This window comes from Weizmannia sp. FSL W8-0676, assembly GCF_038593015.1.
GTDB classification, from domain to species: Bacteria; Bacillota; Bacilli; order Bacillales; family Bacillaceae_C; genus Weizmannia; species Weizmannia coagulans.
Map to the genome: position 1 here is coordinate 1,038,272 of NZ_CP151954.1, position 20,770 is coordinate 1,059,041.

At 48.6% G+C, this 20,770-nt stretch carries 21 protein-coding genes and 1 pseudogene; 17 read left to right on the forward strand and 5 right to left on the reverse strand.

The window, feature by feature from the left end; translation table 11 throughout:
* Positions 1 to 119: 119 nt before the first annotated feature.
* Complete coding sequence (locus tag NST20_RS04945; protein ID WP_014095631.1) at positions 120 to 308, reverse strand: DUF2187 family protein; 189 nt, start codon at positions 306 to 308, stop codon at positions 120 to 122.
* 166 nt (positions 309 to 474) lie between these two features.
* On the opposite strand from NST20_RS04945, the gene NST20_RS04950 reads away from it, so the two are divergent.
* The 5 genes from NST20_RS04950 to NST20_RS04970 all read left to right on the forward strand — a co-directional run bounded on the left by NST20_RS04950 (position 475) and on the right by NST20_RS04970 (position 5,169).
* Complete coding sequence (locus NST20_RS04950; RefSeq protein WP_026104678.1) at positions 475 to 669, forward strand: hypothetical protein; 195 nt, start codon at positions 475 to 477, stop codon at positions 667 to 669.
* Between the two features lie 393 nt (positions 670 to 1,062).
* Complete coding sequence (locus tag NST20_RS04955; protein ID WP_013858895.1) at positions 1,063 to 1,329, forward strand: phosphocarrier protein HPr; 267 nt, start codon at positions 1,063 to 1,065, stop codon at positions 1,327 to 1,329.
* Positions 1,329 to 3,050, forward strand: coding sequence for a phosphoenolpyruvate--protein phosphotransferase (ptsP, locus tag NST20_RS04960; protein ID WP_342400195.1), 1,722 nt, complete (start codon positions 1,329 to 1,331; stop codon positions 3,048 to 3,050). Before NST20_RS04955 ends, ptsP begins: the two co-directional genes overlap by 1 nt.
* 334 nt (positions 3,051 to 3,384) lie before the next feature.
* Positions 3,385 to 4,170, forward strand: a complete 786-nt coding sequence (locus NST20_RS04965; RefSeq protein WP_017552489.1) for an SDR family oxidoreductase — start codon at positions 3,385 to 3,387, stop codon at positions 4,168 to 4,170.
* Between the two features lie 135 nt (positions 4,171 to 4,305).
* Complete coding sequence (locus tag NST20_RS04970; protein ID WP_342400196.1) at positions 4,306 to 5,169, forward strand: NAD(P)-dependent oxidoreductase; 864 nt, start codon at positions 4,306 to 4,308, stop codon at positions 5,167 to 5,169.
* Between the two features lie 200 nt (positions 5,170 to 5,369).
* Here NST20_RS04970 and NST20_RS04975 read toward each other — a convergent pair whose 3' ends face one another.
* Positions 5,370 to 6,524, reverse strand: coding sequence for an aminotransferase A (locus tag NST20_RS04975; RefSeq protein ID WP_014095626.1), 1,155 nt, complete (start codon positions 6,522 to 6,524; stop codon positions 5,370 to 5,372).
* A gap of 238 nt (positions 6,525 to 6,762) precedes the next feature.
* Here NST20_RS04975 and NST20_RS04980 point away from each other — a divergent pair, with 238 nt between their 5' ends.
* Positions 6,763 to 7,668: a chemotaxis protein gene (locus tag NST20_RS04980; protein ID WP_118498782.1), complete on the forward strand. Its 906-nt coding sequence runs from the start codon at positions 6,763 to 6,765 to the stop codon at positions 7,666 to 7,668.
* A gap of 130 nt (positions 7,669 to 7,798) precedes the next feature.
* Here NST20_RS04980 and NST20_RS04985 read toward each other — a convergent pair whose 3' ends face one another.
* The gene (locus NST20_RS04985; RefSeq protein WP_342400197.1) at positions 7,799 to 8,266 is read right to left on the reverse strand and encodes a YkyB family protein; all 468 of its coding nucleotides are present in this window, start codon (positions 8,264 to 8,266) and stop codon (positions 7,799 to 7,801) included.
* A gap of 175 nt (positions 8,267 to 8,441) precedes the next feature.
* On the opposite strand from NST20_RS04985, the gene NST20_RS04990 reads away from it, so the two are divergent.
* The 11 genes and pseudogenes from NST20_RS04990 to NST20_RS05040 all read left to right on the forward strand — a co-directional run bounded on the left by NST20_RS04990 (position 8,442) and on the right by NST20_RS05040 (position 18,511).
* Positions 8,442 to 11,558, forward strand: a complete 3,117-nt coding sequence (locus NST20_RS04990) for an MMPL family transporter (RefSeq protein WP_342400198.1) — start codon at positions 8,442 to 8,444, stop codon at positions 11,556 to 11,558.
* Positions 11,559 to 11,813: 255 nt separating this feature from the next.
* On the forward strand, positions 11,814 to 11,957 hold the full coding sequence (locus tag NST20_RS04995; RefSeq protein ID WP_342400199.1) for a hypothetical protein: 144 nt from the start codon (positions 11,814 to 11,816) through the stop codon (positions 11,955 to 11,957).
* Positions 11,947 to 12,180 (forward strand): annotated as a pseudogene (locus NST20_RS05000) (EAL domain-containing protein); the annotation flags it as partial. The gene NST20_RS04995 and the pseudogene NST20_RS05000, both read left to right, overlap by 11 nt.
* Before the next feature lie 171 nt (positions 12,181 to 12,351).
* On the forward strand, positions 12,352 to 12,567 hold the full coding sequence (locus NST20_RS05005; protein ID WP_013858905.1) for a hypothetical protein: 216 nt from the start codon (positions 12,352 to 12,354) through the stop codon (positions 12,565 to 12,567).
* 132 nt (positions 12,568 to 12,699) lie between these two features.
* Positions 12,700 to 13,464: a 2,4-dienoyl-CoA reductase gene (gene fadH, locus NST20_RS05010; protein WP_342400200.1), complete on the forward strand. Its 765-nt coding sequence runs from the start codon at positions 12,700 to 12,702 to the stop codon at positions 13,462 to 13,464.
* A 22-nt stretch (positions 13,465 to 13,486) separates the two neighbouring features.
* Positions 13,487 to 14,395, forward strand: coding sequence for an acetamidase/formamidase family protein (locus tag NST20_RS05015; protein WP_342400201.1), 909 nt, complete (start codon positions 13,487 to 13,489; stop codon positions 14,393 to 14,395).
* 332 nt (positions 14,396 to 14,727) lie between these two features.
* Positions 14,728 to 14,979, forward strand: coding sequence for a YkuJ family protein (locus NST20_RS05020; RefSeq protein ID WP_013858910.1), 252 nt, complete (start codon positions 14,728 to 14,730; stop codon positions 14,977 to 14,979).
* Between the two features lie 166 nt (positions 14,980 to 15,145).
* On the forward strand, positions 15,146 to 15,592 hold the full coding sequence (cbpB, locus tag NST20_RS05025; protein WP_013858911.1) for a cyclic-di-AMP-binding protein CbpB: 447 nt from the start codon (positions 15,146 to 15,148) through the stop codon (positions 15,590 to 15,592).
* 69 nt (positions 15,593 to 15,661) lie between these two features.
* Entirely contained in the window at positions 15,662 to 16,552 is an 891-nt protein-coding gene (locus NST20_RS05030) for a LysR family transcriptional regulator (protein ID WP_080565270.1), read from the forward strand.
* A gap of 60 nt (positions 16,553 to 16,612) precedes the next feature.
* Entirely contained in the window at positions 16,613 to 17,323 is a 711-nt protein-coding gene (gene dapD / locus NST20_RS05035; protein ID WP_013858913.1) for a 2,3,4,5-tetrahydropyridine-2,6-dicarboxylate N-acetyltransferase, read from the forward strand.
* 69 nt (positions 17,324 to 17,392) lie between these two features.
* A complete protein-coding gene (locus NST20_RS05040; protein ID WP_342400202.1) occupies positions 17,393 to 18,511 on the forward strand; it encodes an N-acetyldiaminopimelate deacetylase in 1,119 nt (372 codons plus the stop codon).
* Between the two features lie 42 nt (positions 18,512 to 18,553).
* Here NST20_RS05040 and yhfH read toward each other — a convergent pair whose 3' ends face one another.
* Positions 18,554 to 18,688 carry a protein YhfH gene (yhfH, locus tag NST20_RS05045; RefSeq protein WP_013858915.1) on the reverse strand — a complete coding sequence of 45 codons (135 nt, stop codon included), beginning with the start codon at positions 18,686 to 18,688 and terminating at the stop codon, positions 18,554 to 18,556.
* 414 nt (positions 18,689 to 19,102) lie between these two features.
* Positions 19,103 to 20,770 carry a ribonuclease J1 gene (gene rnjA / locus NST20_RS05050; RefSeq protein WP_342400203.1) on the reverse strand — a complete coding sequence of 556 codons (1,668 nt, stop codon included), beginning with the start codon at positions 20,768 to 20,770 and terminating at the stop codon, positions 19,103 to 19,105.

Consider the following 20,770-nt stretch of genomic DNA (forward strand, 5'->3'; position numbering starts at 1 on the left):
TTAGCAGAGAAATAGGGAAAAAGGGATCCGGGAAAATAATGTTAAAAAATTCACAATCATAGAAACGGCAGTAAAAAACCGGCATGTGCCGGTTTTTTACTGCGCGGTAAGCGTTTGAATTAATGTAAAGCCGAATGGATAACCTGATAGTTTTTATGATTGACCACTGTTTTTTCATCAAGCTCCAGTTCCTGATAGTTTTCCATATAGGTTAAATCCACGATGACCGAGTTCTCGTTCACCTTTTCGACAATTCCTTGAAGCCCGTCTTTAAATTCAATAATGTCACCAATTTGTGCTTTTTTCATTGCGGTCCTCCCGTAAGAAAGTATTGTAACCAGTTTGCACTATTTTTATGAAAAATTCAAGGCGAAAGGAACAGAAAAATACAAATCGGGCCGGTTTTAAAAAATCGCGAAAGCAAACAAGTAGGCGGCAGGAAGAATGTGGTACAATACCGGGTGGGGTGGTCGTATGTCGGAAGAAGAAATCAGACAGGAAATCAACCGGCTTCGCAACAGGGAAATCGAAGAATTATTCGTCAGCCGTGAAGATTTTATGGACTTCCGGAAAGTGCTTATTGCCGAGGAAGACTTTAAACATTTTAAGGGCATTGCCTTGCGCGGCGGGAATGTCCGCTATATTTATTTGGACGAGCCGGAAATCTGACCGGGGCATGCATAATTTTGTGCATTTTTAAGCAAAATGAAGTCAACTCTGATGATTGTTTTATTTGGAAAGGCATGTTATTCTATTACGGGGATTTTGTTTTTCCCGCACTGTGCAATATTTGTCATTTTTTGCTCCGGCCGGGGACATGCGTGTTCCCGGTTTCGGGCGAGGCGTGTTTTTGGCACGGATGGGCCGCGCGGACTTTGAGGGAGCAGCCTGCTGAATAACCGGGGATGAACGGTGTTTGCAGGTACCCGGCATCGCTGCGGTTTTTTTCAACCCCCGTTTGCAAAATTTGTCATTTGTATGAAGATGGTTGATAAATATTGACGAAAAATGTACAGTGCATTATTTTTAGAACTATATTATAGAAAAGGAGTCGTTCTACCCATGGCTGAAAAACAATTTAAAGTAACAGCAGATACAGGAATCCACGCACGTCCTGCTACATTGCTCGTACAAACGGCAAGCAAATTCGATTCAGATATCCAATTGCAGTATAAGGATAAGAAAGTGAACCTGAAATCGATCATGGGGGTTATGTCCCTTGGAATCGGCAAAGGCGCCGACATTACCATTTCTGCAGAAGGCAACGATGCACAAGATGCATTGAACGCTTTAGCTGAATTAATGAAAAAAGAGGGTCTGGGCGAATAATGTCAACCATTTTAAAAGGTATAGCAGCATCCAACGGGATTGCCATCGCAAAAGCATATCGTCTGGTAGAACCGGATTTGTCTTTTGAAAAAAGGCCTGTCCAGAATGTTTCAGATGAAATGAAACGCTTTAATGCTGCTGTGTCTGAATCCAAGTCTGAACTGCAGGCGATCAGGGAGCATGCAATGAAGGCGCTGGGGGCGGACAAAGCAGCGATCTTTGATGCCCATTTGCTCGTTTTGGAAGATCCGGAACTGTTGATGCCGGTCCAGGATAAAATCAGGGATGACCAGGTCAATGCGGAATACGCATTGAAAGAAGTTGCTGATATGTTCGTGACCATGTTCGAACAAATGGATAACGAATATATGCGCGAACGTGCGGCGGATATCCGCGACGTGACAAAACGGATTCTGGCCCATCTGCTGAAGGTGGAAATTCCGAATCCGAGCATGATCTCGGAAGAAGTCATTGTCATTGCTGAAGACTTGACCCCTTCTGATACGGCGCAGTTGAACCGCCAGTATGTAAAAGGGTTTGCAACAAATGTCGGTGGGCGTACGTCCCACTCTGCGATTATGGCGCGTTCTTTGGAAATTCCGGCAGTCGTCGGGACGAAAACGGCGATCCAGGATATCCAAAATGGCGACCTTGTCATCGTGGACGGCAACAGCGGCGATGTCTATGTCAATCCGACACCTGAAATTGTCGATGAATACAAACAAAAGCAGGAACAGTTTGAACGGCAAAAAGCCGAATGGGCGAAGCTGGTCAATGAAAAATCCGTTTCGAAAGACGGCCATACGGTTGAACTGGTTGCCAATATCGGCACCCCGAACGATCTCGACGGCGTGATCCGGAACGGCGGGGAAGGCGTCGGCCTGTACCGTACAGAGTTCCTCTATATGGGCAGGGACGAGCTTCCGTCAGAAGAAGTGCAGTTTGAAGCCTATAAAGCGGTGCTTGAAGGCTTAAAAGGCAAGCCGGTTGTGGTCCGTACGCTTGATATCGGCGGCGACAAAAAACTGCCTTACTTGCCGCTTCCGGAAGAAATGAACCCGTTCCTCGGCTTCCGTGCGATCCGCTTGTGCCTGGACAGACAGGATATTTTCCGCACCCAGCTGCGTGCGTTGCTCCGCGCGAGCGCATACGGCAACCTGAAAATTATGTTCCCGATGATTTCCAATCTGGATGAATTCCGAAAAGCAAAAGCGATTCTTTTGGAAGAAAAAGAAAAGCTTATCCAGGAAGGCGTGCAGGTTGCAGATCATATCGAAGTCGGCATTATGGTTGAAATTCCTTCCACTGCCGTAATGGCTGATTTGTTTGCAAAAGAAGTCGATTTCTTCAGTGTCGGCACAAACGATCTGATCCAGTACACGATGGCTGCAGACCGTATGAACGAACATATTTCGTATTTGTACCAGCCGTATAACCCGGCCATATTGCGCCTTGTGAAACGCGTCATTGATGCGGCGCACAAAGAAGGCAAATGGGCCGGCATGTGCGGCGAAATGGCCGGAGACGAAATCGCCATTCCGATTCTGCTCGGCCTCGGCCTCGATGAATTTTCAATGAGCGCTTCTTCGATTTTAAGGGCCCGTTCTCAAATCAGGAACCTGAATAAGGTGGATATGGAAAAACTTGCAGAAGACGTTTTGAACTTCACAACGAATGAAGAAGTAAAGGAACACGTGAAAAAAGTTCTTTCAAAAGCATAAAAAATTTTTTCGAAAACAGGTTTAGGTGCGAAGGAAGCGGGTATATATAAACCATCCCAGCATTAAGGGTAGTATTGGTATCCAGTATTGTTACAATACCGGATGTATATCGTTTCTTTCTCATTTTTCCCCCTATTTTTGCCGAGTGGCTTTTGCCATTCGGCTTTTTTTGAATTGGGCTTTGGCGGACCGCACATCAAAATGCCGGATATCCATTTTTAACGGAAAAATGGTGGGGAAGCCGGTTTGAAGCTTTATCGTGTATGGATGGGGAAAAATCGTTTATAATGAAGACAGGATTTTGTGAACATAAGATTTCGGGGAGGGATTTTGAATGGATTTAGGGTTGAAAGGAAAAGCCGCCCTTGTTGCCGCTTCCAGCCAGGGGCTCGGGAAAGCGGTGGCCAAACAACTTGTAATGGAAGGCGCAGATGTCCTCATTACAAGCCGGAATGAAGAAAAACTGCAGGCGGCAAAAGAAGAATTATCCGCTTGCGGCACCGGGAAAGTGGCGTATATCCGGGCAGATATTACCCATCCGGAAGATATCCGCGCCATGGTGCAAAAAGCACGGGATACATTCGGCAGGCTGGATATACTGGTCAACAATGCAGGGGGACCGCCGGCCGGAAGTTTTGAAGATATGGCGGATGAAGACTGGCAAAAATCATTCGAACTGAATCTGCTTTCGTACATACGCATCATCAGGGAAGCATTGCCGCTTTTAAAGAAAAACGGCGGCCGGATTATCAACATTGCCTCTTCATCCATTAAGGAGCCGATCCCGGGGCTGATTTTGTCGAATACGTTCCGGACGGGCATTGTGGGACTTTCGAAAACGCTGGCGGAAGAATTTGCCCCGTACCAAATCCTTGTGAATACGGTCGGCCCGGGCAGAATTGCAACGGACCGGATCGTCCATCTTGACAAAGTAACAGCGGAGAAAACCGGAAAATCGATGGAAGAAGTCCAGGCAAAGGAACTGGAGTCGATTCCGCTCGGCAGATACGGCGAACCGGACGAATTCGGGAGGTTTGTTGCGTTTCTGGCTTCAGAAGCCAATTCCTACGTTACCGGAAGCAGCTTCCTGATCGACGGCGGAAAAGTCAAATCGATTTAATTTGCCAGGTTTAAAGCAGATCATGCGGGGTATAAAATAGAGGAAAGATTGTTTTCATCCTTGTACCCCCATGTTTGCTTTTGGCCTGCTGTGATGCAGGCTTTTTTGTTTATTTGCGAAAAAGGGGGACCCAGGATGAAAAAGATCGGATTTATCGGGCTAGGCGTAATGGGCCGGAGCATGGCGCAAAATTTGCGGAATGCAGGATATCCGCTTTTTGTCTATAACCGGACAAAAGAAAAAGCGGAGCCACTTCTCAAAACAGGAGCCGAATGGTGCAGCACGCCGGCGGAAACGGCTGCAAAATCAGATATCGTCATTACGATGGTCGGCTATCCGCACGATGTGGAAGAAGTGTATTTCGGGGAAAACGGGCTGCTTGGCGCGGCGAAAGAAGGAACGATCCTGATCGATATGACCACTTCCACGCCGACCCTTGCCAAAAAGATTGATGAAGCGGCTAAAGCGAAACAAGTGAAGGCGCTTGATGCACCGGTTTCCGGCGGCGATATCGGGGCGCAAAAAGGCAATTTGACGATTATGGTAGGCGGCGACGAATCGGTATTTGAAGAAGTAAAACCGGTTTTTTCCGTACTCGGGGAAAATATCGTACTGCAGGGCGGCCCGGGATCCGGCCAGCATACCAAAATGTGCAACCAGATCGCCATTGCCTCCAATATGATCGGCGTGACAGAGTCGGTTGTGTATGCGAAAAAAGCAGGACTCGATCCGGAAAAAGTGCTCAAATCTATCAGCGCCGGGGCAGCCGGGAGCTGGTCAATGTCCAATCTTGTTCCGCGCATGCTTGCGGGCGATTATTCCCCGGGCTTTTTTATCAAGCATTTTATTAAAGACATGAAAATCGCCCTTCATGAAGCGGAAAAAATGGGGCTCGACCTGCCGGGGCTTGCACTCAGTAAAAAATTATATGAAGAACTGGCCGCAAAGGGTGAAGAAAACAGCGGCACGCAAGCATTGATTAAATATTGGTCCAAGTAAAGTTTGCCCGCCGGCATATGCCGGCGGGCTGTTTTAGTTTTATGCGGGCGGGAAGCCAGTATGGTTTAACGCAGGCTTCTATTCCTTAGGCGAACGCGGCGCCAGCAAAGGAATGAAAATATATTTCATTTTTAGTATGATGCCCATTGCGCTTGAATGCGGCACCAGCGGGAAAAATGAGAATCAGCCGGCGCATCGTTTCAGGATAGGTTTGCAACAAACTTTTCCATGCGCGCAAGCCCTTTTTCGAGCTGATCCATGCTGCATGCGTAGGACATCCGGAACCAGCCTTCGCCGTACTTTGAAAAAGCGCTGCCTGGGACAACCGCGACTTTTTGCTGTTTTGCCAGATCGACCGCAAAATCGAAAGAGGACCGCTTCAACGCTTCCGGCACCTTCGCGAATACGTAAAAAGCCCCGTCCGGTTTCACATACCCGATGCCGATCTCATCCAGCCTCTTGCATACATAGTCTCTCCGTTTTTCATATTCCTTTTTCATGGCGTGTGCGTCATCGATGCCGGCTGTCAGCGCTTCAAGCGCCGCCATCTGGGAAATGGAAGGTGCGCACGACACATTATACTGGTGGACTTTTAAAACATGCTTTGTGAGCCATTCCGGCGCAAACACGAAGCCGATCCGCCAGCCGGTCATCGAGTGGGACTTTGAGACGCCGTTAATGACAATGGTCTGCTCCGGCAAAAACGAAGCGATCGAGGCGTGCTGCAGATTGTACGTTAACTCGCTGTAAATTTCATCGGCAAGAATAAAAATATCACGGCCGCGGATCAGGTCTGCGATTTCCTGCAATTCCGCCTTTTCGAGCGTCACCCCGGTCGGATTGGAAGGGTACGGCAAAATGATGCATTTCGTGTTGGCTGTAATAGCCTGGCGGATGAGATCTGCGGTTAGCTTAAACCGGTTTGCCCTTGTGTCTACATGCACCGGAACGGCTCCGCACAGGCGGATGGCTGGTTCATACCCCGGGTAAACAGGCCCGGGGAGGATAACTTCGGAACCGGGCGTCAATACGGTTCTGAGCGTAATATCGATCGCCTCGCTGGCGCCGATTGTGACTATGACTTCCGTTTCCGGTTTATAAGACAGGTTGTATTTCGTTTTGACAAATTGTGCTGCAGCCTTGCGCAAAGCAAGGTCGCCGGCATTGTGGGTATAGGTTGTCCTGTTTTCTTCAATGGCACGGATCCCTGCTTGCTTGACATGTTCCGGCGTTTTAAAATCGGGCTGGCCGATTGTAAATGAGACCATGTCTTCGATTCCGGCAACCATGTTTGAAAACTTGCGGATGCCGGATATTTCAATCTCCTGTACATGCGGGTTCAGTAAATGTTCCAAAACCGGTTTCCTCCCCTTTAACGGATTGCTTTTCATCAAATATGTATGTCCTGTTCTTCTTAATCTTACCACGCTTGCACATTTGTGAAAAAGCAATCTTTTCCGTTTGCCCTTTTTCAGGTGAAAAATTCCGGTCCATCTGCCGATATAATTCATGTGGGCAAATATTGAAAACCGGGCAGTCTGCAAAAATGCTCCGCGCCGGATTTTCATATGTTTTAGAACGAGGGGGCAAAAAATGATGAGTCTGGAGCACGATATTTTACTGGAAAGCGGCACAAATGAAGTTGAGATTGTAGAATTTTCTGTCGCACAAAATCATTACGGCATCAATGTCATTAAAGTGAAGGAAATTATCATGCCGGCTGCGGTCACCACCATTCCGCACGCCCATCCAAATATTGAAGGGATTATCCAGCTGCGCGGGGAAATACTGCCGGTTGTCAATTTGCGCAAAGTACTTGGGCATCCGCCGGAAACGGGCGAGGATGACAAATTTATCGTGACGGAGTTCAACCAGCAAAAAATTGTCTTTCATGTGGACAATGTTTCAAAAATCCACCGGTTTTCCTGGGATCAAATTGAAAAACCGTCCGGGATGTATGCAGGCACCGATACACAGGTGATCGGCGTAGTAAAGAAAGAAGACACGATGATTTTACTGCTTGATTTTGAAAAAATGATTGCGGAAATCAACCCGGAAGCAACGATCCGGGTGGAAGAAGTCAAAAAGCTTGGAAAGCGGGAGCGGAACAATAAACGGATTGTGATTGCGGAAGATTCCGGCCTGCTCAGGGAATTGCTCCGCGATACGCTGCTTGAAGCCGGGTATGAACAAATTGCGTTTTTTGAAAACGGGAAAGATGCATACGAATATTTATCCGGGATTGCAGAAAGCGGAAAAGAGATAAAGGATGAAGTCCAGCTTGTGATTACGGATATTGAAATGCCGCAAATGGACGGGCACCATTTAACGAAAAAAATAAAAGAAGACCCTGCCTTAAAAGTGCTACCGGTGATCATTTTCTCATCGCTGATCACGGATGCCTTGAGGCATAAAGGGGAAATGGTCGGCGCCGATGCCCAAATCAGCAAGCCTGAAATCAACCAGCTGATCCTTGCGATGGACGAAAAAGTGCTGTAACGCAGAAAAGCCCCCGGCCAATCGCGGAGGGCTTTCCTGTTTGGTTGCGTATCATTATTCATCTCGGGCGGGGTTTTTACCCGGTTTGGGGCTTTTCCATTATTTGGCTTGCACTTGTTGCGGCCATCCTTTAGAAAAAGGAGTCGCCCAGTTTTTTGAAAACCGGTTTGCAATTTTTCCTGCCGGTGCGGGGCTGCACCGGATGCTGCTGTTTTTCCGTGAGCCCGGTATACCGTTCAAGCAGTTGCTTTGCCTGGCTTAAAGGCATGCGGCATTTCGGGTTCCTTGTTTTATGGTCCAGGTAGCCGAGATGGGGGAGGTTTTTAAAATCGTCTTTTGACGGCGGAATATGAAACGTATAATCACCGCACTTTACAAGCACATCAGACTGCTGCTGGCTGTACTTCGGATGCTCGGAAAAGTGGAGCCCGACTTTCAGCGCTTTCCCTTCCCGGATCATTTTTTCGAGCGCTTTTTTCTTTAACAGGTAAAGAAATTTTGGGTTGGTTGCGGTTTTCGCATGGCGATTGACCGTGAATACAGCATAAGAGAGGTTTTCGATTGTAGGTTGTAATGGAGCAGGTTTATGCGAATTCAAATAGAGAACTCCTTTCGTTTTTAATCATGTTACTTTTTAGTCAATTATACTACTTTTCGTTTATTTTGGAAAGAAAGCAACATAAAAATGCCCATTTTTTTACATACTTCTGCGGCCGTTTGTTTTATAATGGTCCAAGAGTTATGCGATCACAAGCTTGGGAGGAAACCAGTTCATGAAGCGATTGGTGCAGTTGAAATGGATTGTTGTTTTAGTATGGGCAATGATCAGCATTTTATTGGCATGGAAAGCGCCGGCAATGGAACCATTAGTCAGGGAAAAAGGCCAGATTAAGGTTCCGGAAGGCTATGCCTCGCAACGGGCGGCTGAAATCAAAAGCCGGCACCAGCAGACAGAAAACCACGGTACAAGCGTCATCATCGTGTTCCATGACCGGGTGAAAATATCCGGCCATGAGATGGGGCGTATCCGGGGCACGCTTGAACGGCTTGAAAAAAATAAAAAACAATATGCGATTATGGGGCTGACAACTCATTTTCACGAGCCGGCCCTTAAAAGTGAGCTTGTCTCCAAAGACGGAAAAACGGTGATGGCCATTGCCAGCGTGGATCCGGGCGGAAAGTCTTTTAAAACAGTGCGCGCGGCTTTGCAGAAAGCGGTAAAAACGCCGGGCGTCGAGGTGATGATGACCGGCAACAGGCTGATCAATGAGGATGTCACGGACAGCTCGCAGGCGGGCTTGAAAAGAACAGAAGCGATTACGATTGTATTCATCCTGGCCGTCCTTGTGCTGGTGTACCGTTCAATCGTCGCGCCGCTCATTCCGCTTTTAACGGTCGGGCTTTCTTATCTTGTCAGCCAGTTTATCGTTGCGATACTCGTCGACAAGCTGGATTTTCCGGTTTCAAATTTTACGCAAATTTTTCTCGTTGCCGTTTTGTTCGGGATTGGCACGGATTATTGTATTTTGCTGCTCAGCCGCTTTAAGGAAGAACTGGCGGATGGCAAAGAAACAGTTGCGGCCATTCTTGCGACTTACCGTTCGGCCGGGAAAACGGTGCTGTTCAGCGGTATTGCCGTTCTGATCGGTTTTGCCTCGATCGGGCTTGCCAGTTTTAAACTGTACCAATCCGCTTCCGCCGTTGCGGTCGGGGTAGCCGTTTTGCTGCTTGCCTTGTTTTCAATTGTGCCGTTTTTTATGGCTGTGTTAAAGAAAGGGCTGTTCTGGCCTGTGCGCGGGGACATTTCCCACCATGAAAGCAAAATTTGGGAACGGGCCGGCCTTTTTGCGCTGGCAAGGCCGTTTCTTTCCCTTGCGATTGTGGCGGTGATCATGGTTCCGCTATTGATCAGCTATAACGGCAAGCTGTCTTTCAATACACTTGATGAACTCGGGGACAACTACGATTCCGTAAAAGCGTTCAACATCATTGCCGAAAGTTTCGGCGCCGGGAAAGCGATGCCGACCGAAGTCGTCCTCGAAAATGACGAGTCTGTCAAATCAAAAGACTATCTCGCTTTAATCGAGAAAATCAGCGCGGATCTGGATAAAGTCCCGCATGTTGCACAAGTTCAAAGCGCGACAAGGCCGGACGGTTCGGTGATGAAAGAAATTTATGTCAAAAACCAAGCCAAAACATTGGGCGAAGGGCTGGAAAAAAGCCATAACGGCATTCAGAAAATCAAATCAGGATTAACGGGAGCATCCGGTTCTCTGGAAAACGCCAAATCAAAGTTTAAAGAAGCAACCGACGGGATCGGGGAGCTGGAGGCCGGTTCCGAAAAAATCTCAGCCGGCATGGGGAATTTGTCAAACTCGCTCAGCCGGATTGAAGAAGGCATCCGGAACGGTTCCGCGGGCGCGGACGAACTGAAAAGCGGGGTAAAAAACGCCCAGCAGCAGGCAAGGGAACTGCAGTCCGGCTTTAACCAGCTGTATGAAAAATACCAGCTCGTCCAGTCCGGCATCCGCCAGTTTATCAGCCAAACGGACCAGTTGCCAGCTGATGTTCCGGAGCAGATTGGCTCCCTGCAAGCGGCTTACCGGGCGTTTTTAAAAGACAATCCGGAAGCGGCGCACGACCCGCAATTCCAAAAAGTGCAGCAGGCGATGAATGAGCTCGGGCTCGGCACCGGCAATGGCAATGATACAATTGCTAGCCTGTACCGCCAGATTGACACCGTCACAGCAACTTTGGAAAGCGTGGACGCAAAACTTTCAGCTATTTCCGCCGGGCTTGGCCGCTTTGCTGACGGGTTTACGCCGATCATCAACGGGCTTGATCAGCTTGAAACCGGTTTGAACCAGACTGCAGCAGGCCAGAACGAAGTGATCCGGAAAATCCCGGCGCTGCAAAAAGGGATTCAGGGGATCACGGACGGCCAGGCACAGCTGAAAACCGGCCTCAGTACGTTCGGAACCCATATGAATGAGCTTTCCGCCGGCCTTGATAAAAGCGCGGCAGGACTCGGGAAAATCGAATCCGGGTTGTACGATGCCGGTTCTTATCTGAATGATTTGGCGGATGAAACAAGTATGGAACAGTCCGGCATTTATATTCCGGATGCCCTGCTTTCAAATGCGGATTATCAGAAAGCGCTGGGCCATTATATTTCGAAAGACGGAAAAATGGTGACTTTTCATCTGATATTAACTGAAAACCCGTATTCCAACAGGGCAATGGCGGATATTGGCCATATCAACCGGGCGTTAAAAGACGCTGTAAAGGGGACAAAATTGGAAAATGCCCATATCGGGATCGGCGGCGTGTCAAGCATCAATCGCGATTTGGATAAGATGTCAAAAGCGGATTACGCGCGTACTGTCACTTTTATGCTGATCGGGGTGGCTGCCGTGCTGATGATTTTCTTACGGTCAATCGTCATGTCGCTCTATCTGCTGGCATCCCTTCTTATCACTTATTTTGCATCCGCCGGTTTGACGGAGGCCATTTTTGTCCATCTGCTTGGCTACCCGGGTATCAGCTGGGCGGTGCCGTTCTTCGGTTTTGTCATTTTAATCGCGCTTGGCACCGACTACTCCATCTTTTTAATGGAAAGGTTCAATGAATACCAGCATTTGCCTGCAAAAGAAGCAATTTTGCTTGCGATGAAAAAGATGGGAACCGTTATTCTTTCCGCAGAAGTCATTCTTTCCGGCACTTTTGCGGCAATGATGCCGTCCGGCGTTTTATCGTTGCTGCAAATTGCCACCCTTACACTTACTGGTCTTCTGTTTTATGCTTTGATCATGCTGCCTTTGTTTGTGCCAGTGCTTGTAAAAATGCTTGGCAAAGCAAATTGGTGGCCCTTTATCGCAAATCAGAAGTAAAAAAGAGGCAACAAGGAGCGACGGGCGGATCGCTTCCGACGGAAAAAAACAAAAACCGGGATTGGCGGGACCCGGCAAATGGATGGCCGGCCAGGCGGAAAGGAACGGGCCCGGATTTCCCGCCCGCACTTTCCGCCCCGTTTTTTTGTATTTCAACTATGCTTTTCGTACATTTCCCTGTAAAATAGAAATATACTTTTTACCTGAATTTTCAGCATCAGCAAGCATTTTCTTGATGAGAAAAAGGATGATATTATGGACAATTCGAAAGCTGAAGGACAAACAAAGAAACTCCAGGAACTGCCAATTGATATTTTTTTCAGCCGGGATTTTCTTTCCAAGCTTTCCGAGACGGTCAGTGTTTTGAAAGTGGAAAATGGGCCGGCGTTTAAAAATTGACCAGTCTTTTGTCCGGGAACTGGAAAACAGCCAAAAAGACGCGGCCATTACAAGAACGATCATCCATCTCGCCCACCAGCTCGGGCTTGAAGTCGTCGCGGAAGGGGTGGAGGAACAAGGGCAGGTGAAGTTTTTGCAATCGGCCTGCTGCCAGAAAGCGCAAGGATATTTCTTCAGCCGGCCTGTCCCCGCCGAAGAAGTGGAAATGCAGCTGTTTGTGTAAAATCCGTCCGGTTAAATTGTCAAAACGTATTTTCTTTTCCCCTGACTAATGGTACATTGTATGGTATGGTATAGTATAGAAAAAAGTACTTCACCAAGACGGCTCTTTCTATCGTTTTCGGTGCCAGCCGGAATCCGGGCCGCATTTTTGGACACGGAAGGAGCGTTCAAAATGAGCGAAAGAATGGACATGATTTTTATCCCGGCTGAGGCTGGATATATTAAAATTTACGTTTTCGGATTTTTGCGTGACAGTGCCTGGGGGCAGGCGTTTGCGGAATATAACGGCCTGACGGTTGTGGTAAAAGGCTATAACCGCAAGAAAACGATCATCCGGGCATTAACGAAGCTGCATGAGTCCTTATTAAAATTAAAAAAAGATTCTTAGGTTCATACGCCATGGAAGCACCTTGGCCGGGGCGCCGGGATAGTTTGCGACGGTATCCGGCAGTTTGCCGAAGCCGTTGAATTTTTTTATATAAAATGAATGGCTGATCATTCATGAAAGGGGAGAAGGTTAATGAAAGAAAAAGTTGTCATCGTAACAGGCGGTTCAAGCGGAATGGGGAAGGCAATGGCGGCTAAATTTGCGCAGTCGGAAGCAAAAGTTGTCATTACAGGAAGAGATGAAGAAAAATTAAGGGCTACAAAAGCGGAATTGCTCCGTTACCATTCCGATATCTTCACGGTGCAAATGGACGTCCGGAAGCCGGAAGATGTAGAGAGAATGGTGGAAGAGACAGACAAAAAATTCGGGCACATTGATTTTCTTGTCAACAATGCCGCAGGAAACTTTATCTGCCCGGCGGAAAAATTATCGGTAAACGGCTGGAATGCGGTCATCAATATTGTTTTAAACGGGACATTCTATTGTTCCCGCGCAGTTGGAAACTACTGGATAGAAAAAAAGATCAAAGGGAGCATCCTCAATATGGTCGCGACTTATGCCTGGGGGGCAGGAGCTGGCGTTGCCCATTCAGCAGCGGCAAAAGCGGGTGTGTTATCCTTAACACGTACGCTTGCGGTGGAATGGGGCAAAAAATACGGCATCCGCGTGAATGCGATCGCGCCCGGCCCGATTGAAAGAACAGGCGGTGCGGGCAAGCTGTGGGAGTCGGAAGAAGCGGCAAAAAGGACATTAGACAGTGTCCCGCTCGGACGGCTCGGAACGCCGGAAGAAATTGCCGAACTTGCTTTTTTCCTGTTCTCGTCCCATGCTGCCTATATCAATGGAGAAGTGATTACAATGGACGGCGGCCAGTGGCTGAATCAGCATCCTTTTTAAACGGCCGCGAAAGGAGCGGATTATGCAGCAACTAAAAAAAGAACATTTTATTACCCATTTTTCAGCGGAAAACAAGCCGGCTTACAAAGTCCGGCTGGACGAAACGTTTGCCGTGGAGACGTTTGATTGCTACGGCGGAAAAATCACCTCGGAAAGCCAGCTCAGGACGGAAGTGGACATTCCATTTATAAACCCGGCGACCGGCCCGATTGAGATCGAAGGCGTGAAAAAAGGCGACATCCTTTGTGTCGGCATTCAAAATATTGAGCTGGATGAAGCCGGTGTCATGGTGCTTTACCCCGGGATGGGGGCACTCGGCGAAGAGGTAAAAGAAACCGATACGCGCATCATCCGCGTAAAGGACGGTAACATCCAGTTTAACAGCCGCCTTCAATTTCCGGCTGCCCCGATGATCGGCGTCATCGGCGTTGCCCCAGAAAAAGGCGCGGTGCTTTGTGAAATACCCGGAGACCATGGCGGCAATATGGATACGAGATGGATCACGGCGGGGTCGAAATTATACCTCCCCGTTTTCCATGACGGCGCCCTGCTTGCGCTCGGCGATCTTCACGCCGCAATGGGGGACGGGGAACTGGATGGTTCAGGCGTGGAAATTGGCGGTAAAGTCACCCTGCAATGCACGAAACTGGCCGGCGCTCCCGCCATCGGCATGCCGGCCGTTGAAACCAGCCAGACATGGTTTTTGATTTCATCGGCAGAAACCCTGGAAGCGGCGGCGAAAAAAGGGATGCGGGCGGCTGCAAACAGGTTCCGGGCTGCATTCGGGCTCGGGTTTAATGATGCCTACAGGCTTTTGAGCGCCACATGCTCCCTTGAAATCAGCCAGATTGTAAATCCGCTTGTGACGGTCAGAATAGCCGTGCCGAAAGCTGTTTTGCCCGATTTGTTCGCGCCGGGCCCGCTGCTTTAAATGCAGGGCACTGGAAAAGTATTCAAGAAACGGTGAGGCACTAAATGGCGGTGTCTCGCCGTTTTTATGTTTTCTTTTGGCCTTTTCAGCGGCTTCTTTTAAAGCAGGGGGTTTTTCTGCGGGACAAATCGAAAAAATGGTACAAGGTCTTCCCCGATTTCGGATAAAATAAGGACAGAAACGGCACAAAATGAAAAAATTTGCCGCCGCTCCCTTTTCTAAGCGAAGGTTTTACTGTAAAATTCGAATGGGACAGGTTATCATTTGTGTGAATAAAAGGGTGAATGCCGTCATTCAAAACCGGCACTCACGTTCGTCGAAAGGAGTCCATTATGTCTCAATTATTAGGTATTATCCAAAGGCTGCAGGCGATGCAGGAAGCAAAAGATACAGGGGAAGTCCAGCAACGGCGTTTTGAAGTGAACGGCAAGGCGCTCTGCCAGGTGAAATTTTTTCCACAAACCGGAACGTTTGAACTGGAAGTATTCGACGGGCAGAAACACGCCAGCAAGTACCAGTTTGACGACCTGGATATTGCCGCCATCGAAATTTTTGATATCGTCCAGGAAGGCTCTGACAGTTAAAAAATTTTTTCGCCCGGCATAAAGCCGGGCGTTTTTCTTTCGTCAATCAAGCCCTGTTTATGATAAAATAGTAGTGATCCATCATGCATCAACGGCAAACGAAATAAGCATCTCCTCTTGAAGGTTTTGTACCTGAAAATACGGAAGAAAAGGAGATTTTTGCAAGATGATTTCATTGCAGAGCCAGGAATTTCTTGAACCGAAAATCATGGATTTTATGATCCCGTCTGAAAAAGTGGCCCATGTGCAGGTTGGGAACAGCCTGGAACATGCTTTGCTCGTGCTGACGAAAAGCGGGTATGCCGCTGTTCCGGTTTTGGACGCCAGCTACCGGCTGCACGGCCTGATCAGTTCCGCGATGATCACCGATTCCATTTTGGGGCTGGAACGGATTGAATTTGAAAAACTGGGCGAGATTAAGGTGGAACAGGTCATGAAGGCGGACATTCCGCGGCTAAATGTGCATGACAATTTTGAAAAAGCGTTGCGCTGGCTTGTTGACCACAATTTTTTATGTGTCGAAGACGATGAAGGATTTTTTGCTGGCATTTTTACAAGGCGCTCGCTTCTGAAGGAATTGAACCATCATATTCATAAATTGAATCATTTTTAGCGGCGGCACCGCGCAAATGGCTGCGCGGTCCGTTTTTCCATAAACCAAAGAAAACGGATTGGGGTTAACATGAATTTTTCGGAGTGCCAGTTACTGTCTGTTTTAGCACAGGAGTTAAATATGCGGAAGGCAGCTGAACGCCTGTTTGTATCGCAGCCCGCCTTGTCGCAAAGGCTGCAGTCGGTTGAAAGGCAGTGGGGGGCGCAATTGTTTCTCCGCACGCAAAAAGGGCTGATCATAACGCCTGAGGGGGAACTGGTCATCCAGCTCGCCAATGAAATGCTCGAAAAGGAAGAAAATGTGCGGGAAGCCATCCGCACGCTCGACTCAAAAGTGCACGGGACATTAAAAATCGCCTGCGCCACGATCGTCGGCCAAAACTGGCTGCCGAAAGTGCTGAAAACATTCGTTGAAAAATATCCGGATGCAAAAATCTCGCTTGTCACGGGCTGGAGCAGTGAAATTTTGCGGTCCATTTACGAAGATGAAGTCCATATCGGCATTGTCCGCGGTTTGAATGAATGGAAAAGCACGAAAATCCATTTGTTTGAAGACCCGCTCTTTCTCGTGGACCAGGAAATTGACACCCTTGAAAAGCTGCCGGCTGCCGACCGGCCGTTTATCCAGTTTAAAAGCGATTCAAATTATTATCAGGAAATGATGGACTGGTGGCACCGCGAGTTTCAAACTTCCCCGAAACAAACAATCGTAGTAGACCAGATCGAAACGTGCAAGCAAATGGTTTTTAATGGTATTGGCTATGCGATTTTGCCTGCAATCACGCTGGACGGGGCGGAAATCCGCCATCTCCACAAAATTCCGCTCGAAGGGGAAGGCGGGGAGCCGCTGAAACGCGACACATGGCTCCTCGGTTATGACGCCGCGTTTCAATTGAAGCAGGTCCGCGCTTTTGTAAAAGTGGTGCGTGAATTTATTGCGGCACAGCCCCATATCCTTTAAAATGAACATATGCGCAAACTATCACATTTATCGGCGAATCAGCTGTCAGGAGGCATACATATGGACATGATGGATGCAAATGAGATCATTTCATTCATAGCAAACAGCAAAAAATCAACACCTGTAAAAGTATATGTGAAGGGAAATGTCGATGGCCTTGATTTCGGTGAGTCAGCCCGCGTTTTCGCAGGCGGCGGCATGGCTGTCATCTTTGGCGAATGGGAAGAGATTTCGGCCGTGCTGGAAGCAAACCGTGGCAAAATCGCGGATTATGTCGTGGAAAATGACCGCCGCAACTCGGCCATTCCGCTTCTCGATTTAAAAGGAATCAACGCCCGTATTGAACCTGGCGTCACGATCCGTGACCGTGTTGAAATCGGCAATAATGCCGTCATTATGATGGGGGCCGTGATCAATATTGGTGCCGTTATTGGAGAAGGCACGATGATCGATATGAACGCCGTTTTAGGCGGCCGGGCAACAGTCGGGAAGAACTGCCATATCGGAGCCGGCGCCGTGCTTGCCGGGGTCATTGAACCGCCTTCTGCAAATCCGGTTGTCATTGAGGATGATGTATTAATCGGAGCGAATGCTGTGATCCTGGAAGGCGTACGCGTCGGAAAAGGGGCGGTTGTGGCAGCCGGTGCGGTCGTCACGCAAGATGTGCCGCCGCATACCGTTGTTGCAGGCATTCCGGCAAAAGTGATCAAAGAAATTGACGAAAAAACAAAATCCAAAACCGAAATCATGAAAGATCTTAGAAATTTGTAAGCCGGAAGGACGGGTGCCAAAAAAACGGTGCCCGGCCTTTTTTGCCATACCGGAAAGGAAGGGCTGGATATGGAAACGAATTTGATTGCCATCAGGCGGGATCTGCATCGGATTCCCGAGCTCGGATATCAGGAGCATAAAACACAGCGGTACATCCTTGATTTTATTTCGCGTTTGCCGAAAGGCCATCTTGAAGTGAAAACATGGAAAACCGGGGTGCTTGTAAAAGTAAAGGGGACCCGCCCCAAAAAAAAGATCGGTTACCGGACGGATATAGACGGCCTGCCGATCAAAGAAGAGACAGGGTTCCCGTTTCAATCGGAACACGAAGGAAACATGCATGCGTGCGGTCACGATTTTCATATGACGATTGCACTCGGGATTTTATCGCATTTTGCAAGCCGGCCCGTTAAGGATGATCTGATCTTTATTTTTCAGCCGGCAGAAGAAGGGCCTGGCGGGGCGAAAGCGATGCTGGAAGAAGTGCTGCACGATGAATGGCGGCCGGACCTTGTGATGGCGCTCCACGTTGCGCCGGAATACCCGGCCGGTACGGTGGCGGTAAAAAAGGGGCTGCTGTTTGCAAATACATCTGAACTGTATATTGACCTGGAAGGAAAGGGCGGGCATGCGGCCTATCCGCAGCATACAAAGGATATGGTGGTGGCGGCGGCCCATCTGGTGACCCAGCTCCAGTCCATTATCTCACGCAATATCGACCCGCTCGACAGCGCAGTGGTGACCATCGGGAAAATCACTGGCGGCACGGTTCAAAATGCAATCGCGGAACATGCGCGCCTTGAAGGGACGATCCGCACGTTATCAAGCGAAGCCATGGAAAAAGTGAAGCACAGGATTGAAGCAATCACAAGCGGGCTTTCGGCTGGTTTTGAGTGCCGGGCGGAAATTGATTACGGCTGCAATTATTACCAGGTGTTCAATCATCCGGAAGAGACCGCCCGCTTTATGGATTTTGTCCGAAGCTACGGCGGAGCGCACCTGCATGAATGCAAGGAAGCTTTGACAGGGGAGGATTTCGGCTATATGCTGAAAGAAATCCCCGGCTTTATGTTCTGGCTCGGGGTCGGGTCGCCATACGGGCTGCATCATGCCAAATTTGCGCCGGATGAACGTGCGCTCAGGACCGCTGCCGATTTGATGGTATCCTATATTTTATCGTTGCAGTAAAAAAGAAGGGGGGCACCCCTTCTTTTTTTTTTTTTTGCGGCACTATTCCTCTTTTTTGGAAAGGCAATGGTCGCATTCCAGCATGTACGATTCTGCTTGTTCTTCAATCGGCTGGCCGCATTCAGGGCATTGTTTCGCAGGCAATGTTTTGAAAAATTCAACTGGGCTCATCATCATTTTTCATCCATCTCCTTTTTCGTGTTTGGAATCATATCGGCTGTTATAAAACCATCGGTGATGCCGCAACGCCGGGCCCGGGCTGTCGCGGCAAAAAGTATGTTTTATAACAACAAATCATTTATCCTTCTGTTATAATACAGTATATACCCTGAAATTTGTTTTGTACAGTACTTTTTGCAAAAAAATAAAAAATTCTTTTCAGGCGGGAGGAAAAAATTCGGGAAGCATTTTCCCCTGCAAAATGCCGGGCCTTTCAAACAGGCATACAAAAAAGCACCCCGATAACGGAGGCGCTGAAAAAGTGTGTTTTAAAGATGCAAAAAAACAGCAGGACACGCTGAATGGTGGTGCCCCGCCGTTTTTTGTTTTCTTTTGGACTTTCTGGCGGCTTCCTAGCAGAATGCCCCTTTTTTAAACTTCCATAATAATCGGCATAATCATCGGCCGGCGTTTCGTTTTTTCGTATAAAAACGGCGCCAGCGTATCCGTAATTTCATTTTTGATTTCGGCCCATTGCGTCGTTTTCCGTTCCATCACTTTATTCAAGTGCTTTGTGATGATCGTTTGCGCTTCGTTAATCAAATCGCCGGATTCACGCATGTACACAAAACCCCTTGAAATGATGTCAGGGCCGGATGCAATTTTAAACTCGTTCATATTGATGGCCACAACGACAATGACGAGCCCTTCTTCAGAAAGGATGCGGCGGTCGCGCAAAACAATATTGCCGATATCGCCAATGCCGCTCCCGTCAATATAGACAGAGCCGGATGGGATTTTGCCAGCAACTTCTGCGGTGTCATGACCGAGCGCCAGCACTTCCCCGTTATCCATGATAAAGCAGTTTTCTTCCGGGACGCCACAGTCGTTGGCAAGCTTGGCATGCATCCTGAGCATCCGGTATTCACCGTGGATTGGCATAAAATACTTCGGTTTGATCAGCCGCAGCATCAGCTTCTGTTCTTCCTGCCCGCCATGGCCTGATGTGTGCACATTGTTCAGCGAGCCGCTGATAACGTCGGCGCCGGCGCGGTACAGCAAATTAATCGTCCGGTTGATGCTCGTCGTATTGCCCGGAATCGGGGAGGAAGAAAAGACGACGGTATCGCCGGGCTGGATCTGGATCTGCCGGTGCGTCCCGTTTGCAATTCTGGACAGCGCCGCCATCGGTTCGCCCTGGGTGCCGGTGCAAAGAATGGTCACCCGGTTGGCCGGCAGGCGGTTCAATTGCTGTGTGTCAATAAACGTATCTTTCGGGGCGCGAATATAGCCCAGCTCATGGCCAATTTCAATCGCCGCTTCCATGCTGCGCCCGAACACGGCAATTTTTCGCCCTGTCAGAACAGCCGCTTCCGTCACCTGCTGAAGGCGGTGAATATTGGAGGCAAACGTGGCAAAAATAATCCGCCCGTCCACTTTTCGGAAAATATCCTGGATGCTTTCCCCAACACGCCGTTCTGACATCGTAAAATGCGGCACTTCGCTGTTCGTGCTGTCGGACAAAAGGCAAAGCACGCCTTCTTTTCCGATTTCGGCCATTTTCGTTAAGTTAGCCGGCTCGCCCACCGGTGTAAAGTCAAACTTGAAGTCGCCAGTGTGCACGATATTACCCGGCGGCGTTTTGACGACAATGCCGTAAGAATCCGGGATGCTGTGTGTCGTCCGGAAAAATGCGACAGATGTTTTCCGGAATTTAATCACATCGTCTTCTTTGATTTCAATCAGCTTTGTCTGCCGGAGAAGGCCGTGCTCTTCCAGCTTGTTCCGAATAAGGCCGAGTGCAAGCTTACCGCCGTAAATCGGGACATTGATCTGGCGCAGCAAATACGGAATGCCGCCGATATGGTCTTCATGCCCGTGCGTAATAAACAGGCCCTTGATTTTGTCCGCGTTTTTCACGAGGTAGGTGTAATCCGGGATGACATAGTCGATTCCGAGCAGTTCATCTTCGGGAAATTTGATGCCTGCATCAATTAAAATCATTTCATCTTGAAATTGTACGCCATAAGTGTTTTTTCCGATTTCGCCCAATCCGCCTAGAGCGAAAACCGCTGTCTGGTCATTTTTAACAAATTTCAT

What these genes read in the sequence shown, in the direction of transcription:
- rnjA (WP_342400203.1), bottom strand. Translation starts at nt 20,770, where the DNA reads ATGAAATTTGTTAAAAATGACCAGACAGCGGTTTTCGCTCTAGGCGGA.
- NST20_RS04945 (WP_014095631.1), bottom strand. Translation starts at nt 308, where the DNA reads ATGAAAAAAGCACAAATTGGTGACATTATTGAATTTAAAGACGGGCTT.
- NST20_RS05005 (WP_013858905.1), top strand. Translation starts at nt 12,352, where the DNA reads ATGAGCGAAAGAATGGACATGATTTTTATCCCGGCTGAGGCTGGATAT.
- fadH (WP_342400200.1), top strand. Translation starts at nt 12,700, where the DNA reads ATGAAAGAAAAAGTTGTCATCGTAACAGGCGGTTCAAGCGGAATGGGG.
- NST20_RS04950 (WP_026104678.1), top strand. Translation starts at nt 475, where the DNA reads ATGTCGGAAGAAGAAATCAGACAGGAAATCAACCGGCTTCGCAACAGG.
- NST20_RS04980 (WP_118498782.1), top strand. Translation starts at nt 6,763, where the DNA reads ATGATGAGTCTGGAGCACGATATTTTACTGGAAAGCGGCACAAATGAA.
- NST20_RS05020 (WP_013858910.1), top strand. Translation starts at nt 14,728, where the DNA reads ATGTCTCAATTATTAGGTATTATCCAAAGGCTGCAGGCGATGCAGGAA.
- NST20_RS04970 (WP_342400196.1), top strand. Translation starts at nt 4,306, where the DNA reads ATGAAAAAGATCGGATTTATCGGGCTAGGCGTAATGGGCCGGAGCATG.
- NST20_RS04995 (WP_342400199.1), top strand. Translation starts at nt 11,814, where the DNA reads ATGGACAATTCGAAAGCTGAAGGACAAACAAAGAAACTCCAGGAACTG.
- ptsP (WP_342400195.1), top strand. Translation starts at nt 1,329, where the DNA reads ATGTCAACCATTTTAAAAGGTATAGCAGCATCCAACGGGATTGCCATC.
- yhfH (WP_013858915.1), bottom strand. Translation starts at nt 18,688, where the DNA reads ATGATGATGAGCCCAGTTGAATTTTTCAAAACATTGCCTGCGAAACAA.
- dapD (WP_013858913.1), top strand. Translation starts at nt 16,613, where the DNA reads ATGGACATGATGGATGCAAATGAGATCATTTCATTCATAGCAAACAGC.
- NST20_RS04965 (WP_017552489.1), top strand. Translation starts at nt 3,385, where the DNA reads ATGGATTTAGGGTTGAAAGGAAAAGCCGCCCTTGTTGCCGCTTCCAGC.
- NST20_RS05040 (WP_342400202.1), top strand. Translation starts at nt 17,393, where the DNA reads ATGGAAACGAATTTGATTGCCATCAGGCGGGATCTGCATCGGATTCCC.
- NST20_RS05015 (WP_342400201.1), top strand. Translation starts at nt 13,487, where the DNA reads ATGCAGCAACTAAAAAAAGAACATTTTATTACCCATTTTTCAGCGGAA.
- cbpB (WP_013858911.1), top strand. Translation starts at nt 15,146, where the DNA reads ATGATTTCATTGCAGAGCCAGGAATTTCTTGAACCGAAAATCATGGAT.
- NST20_RS05030 (WP_080565270.1), top strand. Translation starts at nt 15,662, where the DNA reads ATGAATTTTTCGGAGTGCCAGTTACTGTCTGTTTTAGCACAGGAGTTA.
- NST20_RS04990 (WP_342400198.1), top strand. Translation starts at nt 8,442, where the DNA reads ATGAAGCGATTGGTGCAGTTGAAATGGATTGTTGTTTTAGTATGGGCA.
- NST20_RS04955 (WP_013858895.1), top strand. Translation starts at nt 1,063, where the DNA reads ATGGCTGAAAAACAATTTAAAGTAACAGCAGATACAGGAATCCACGCA.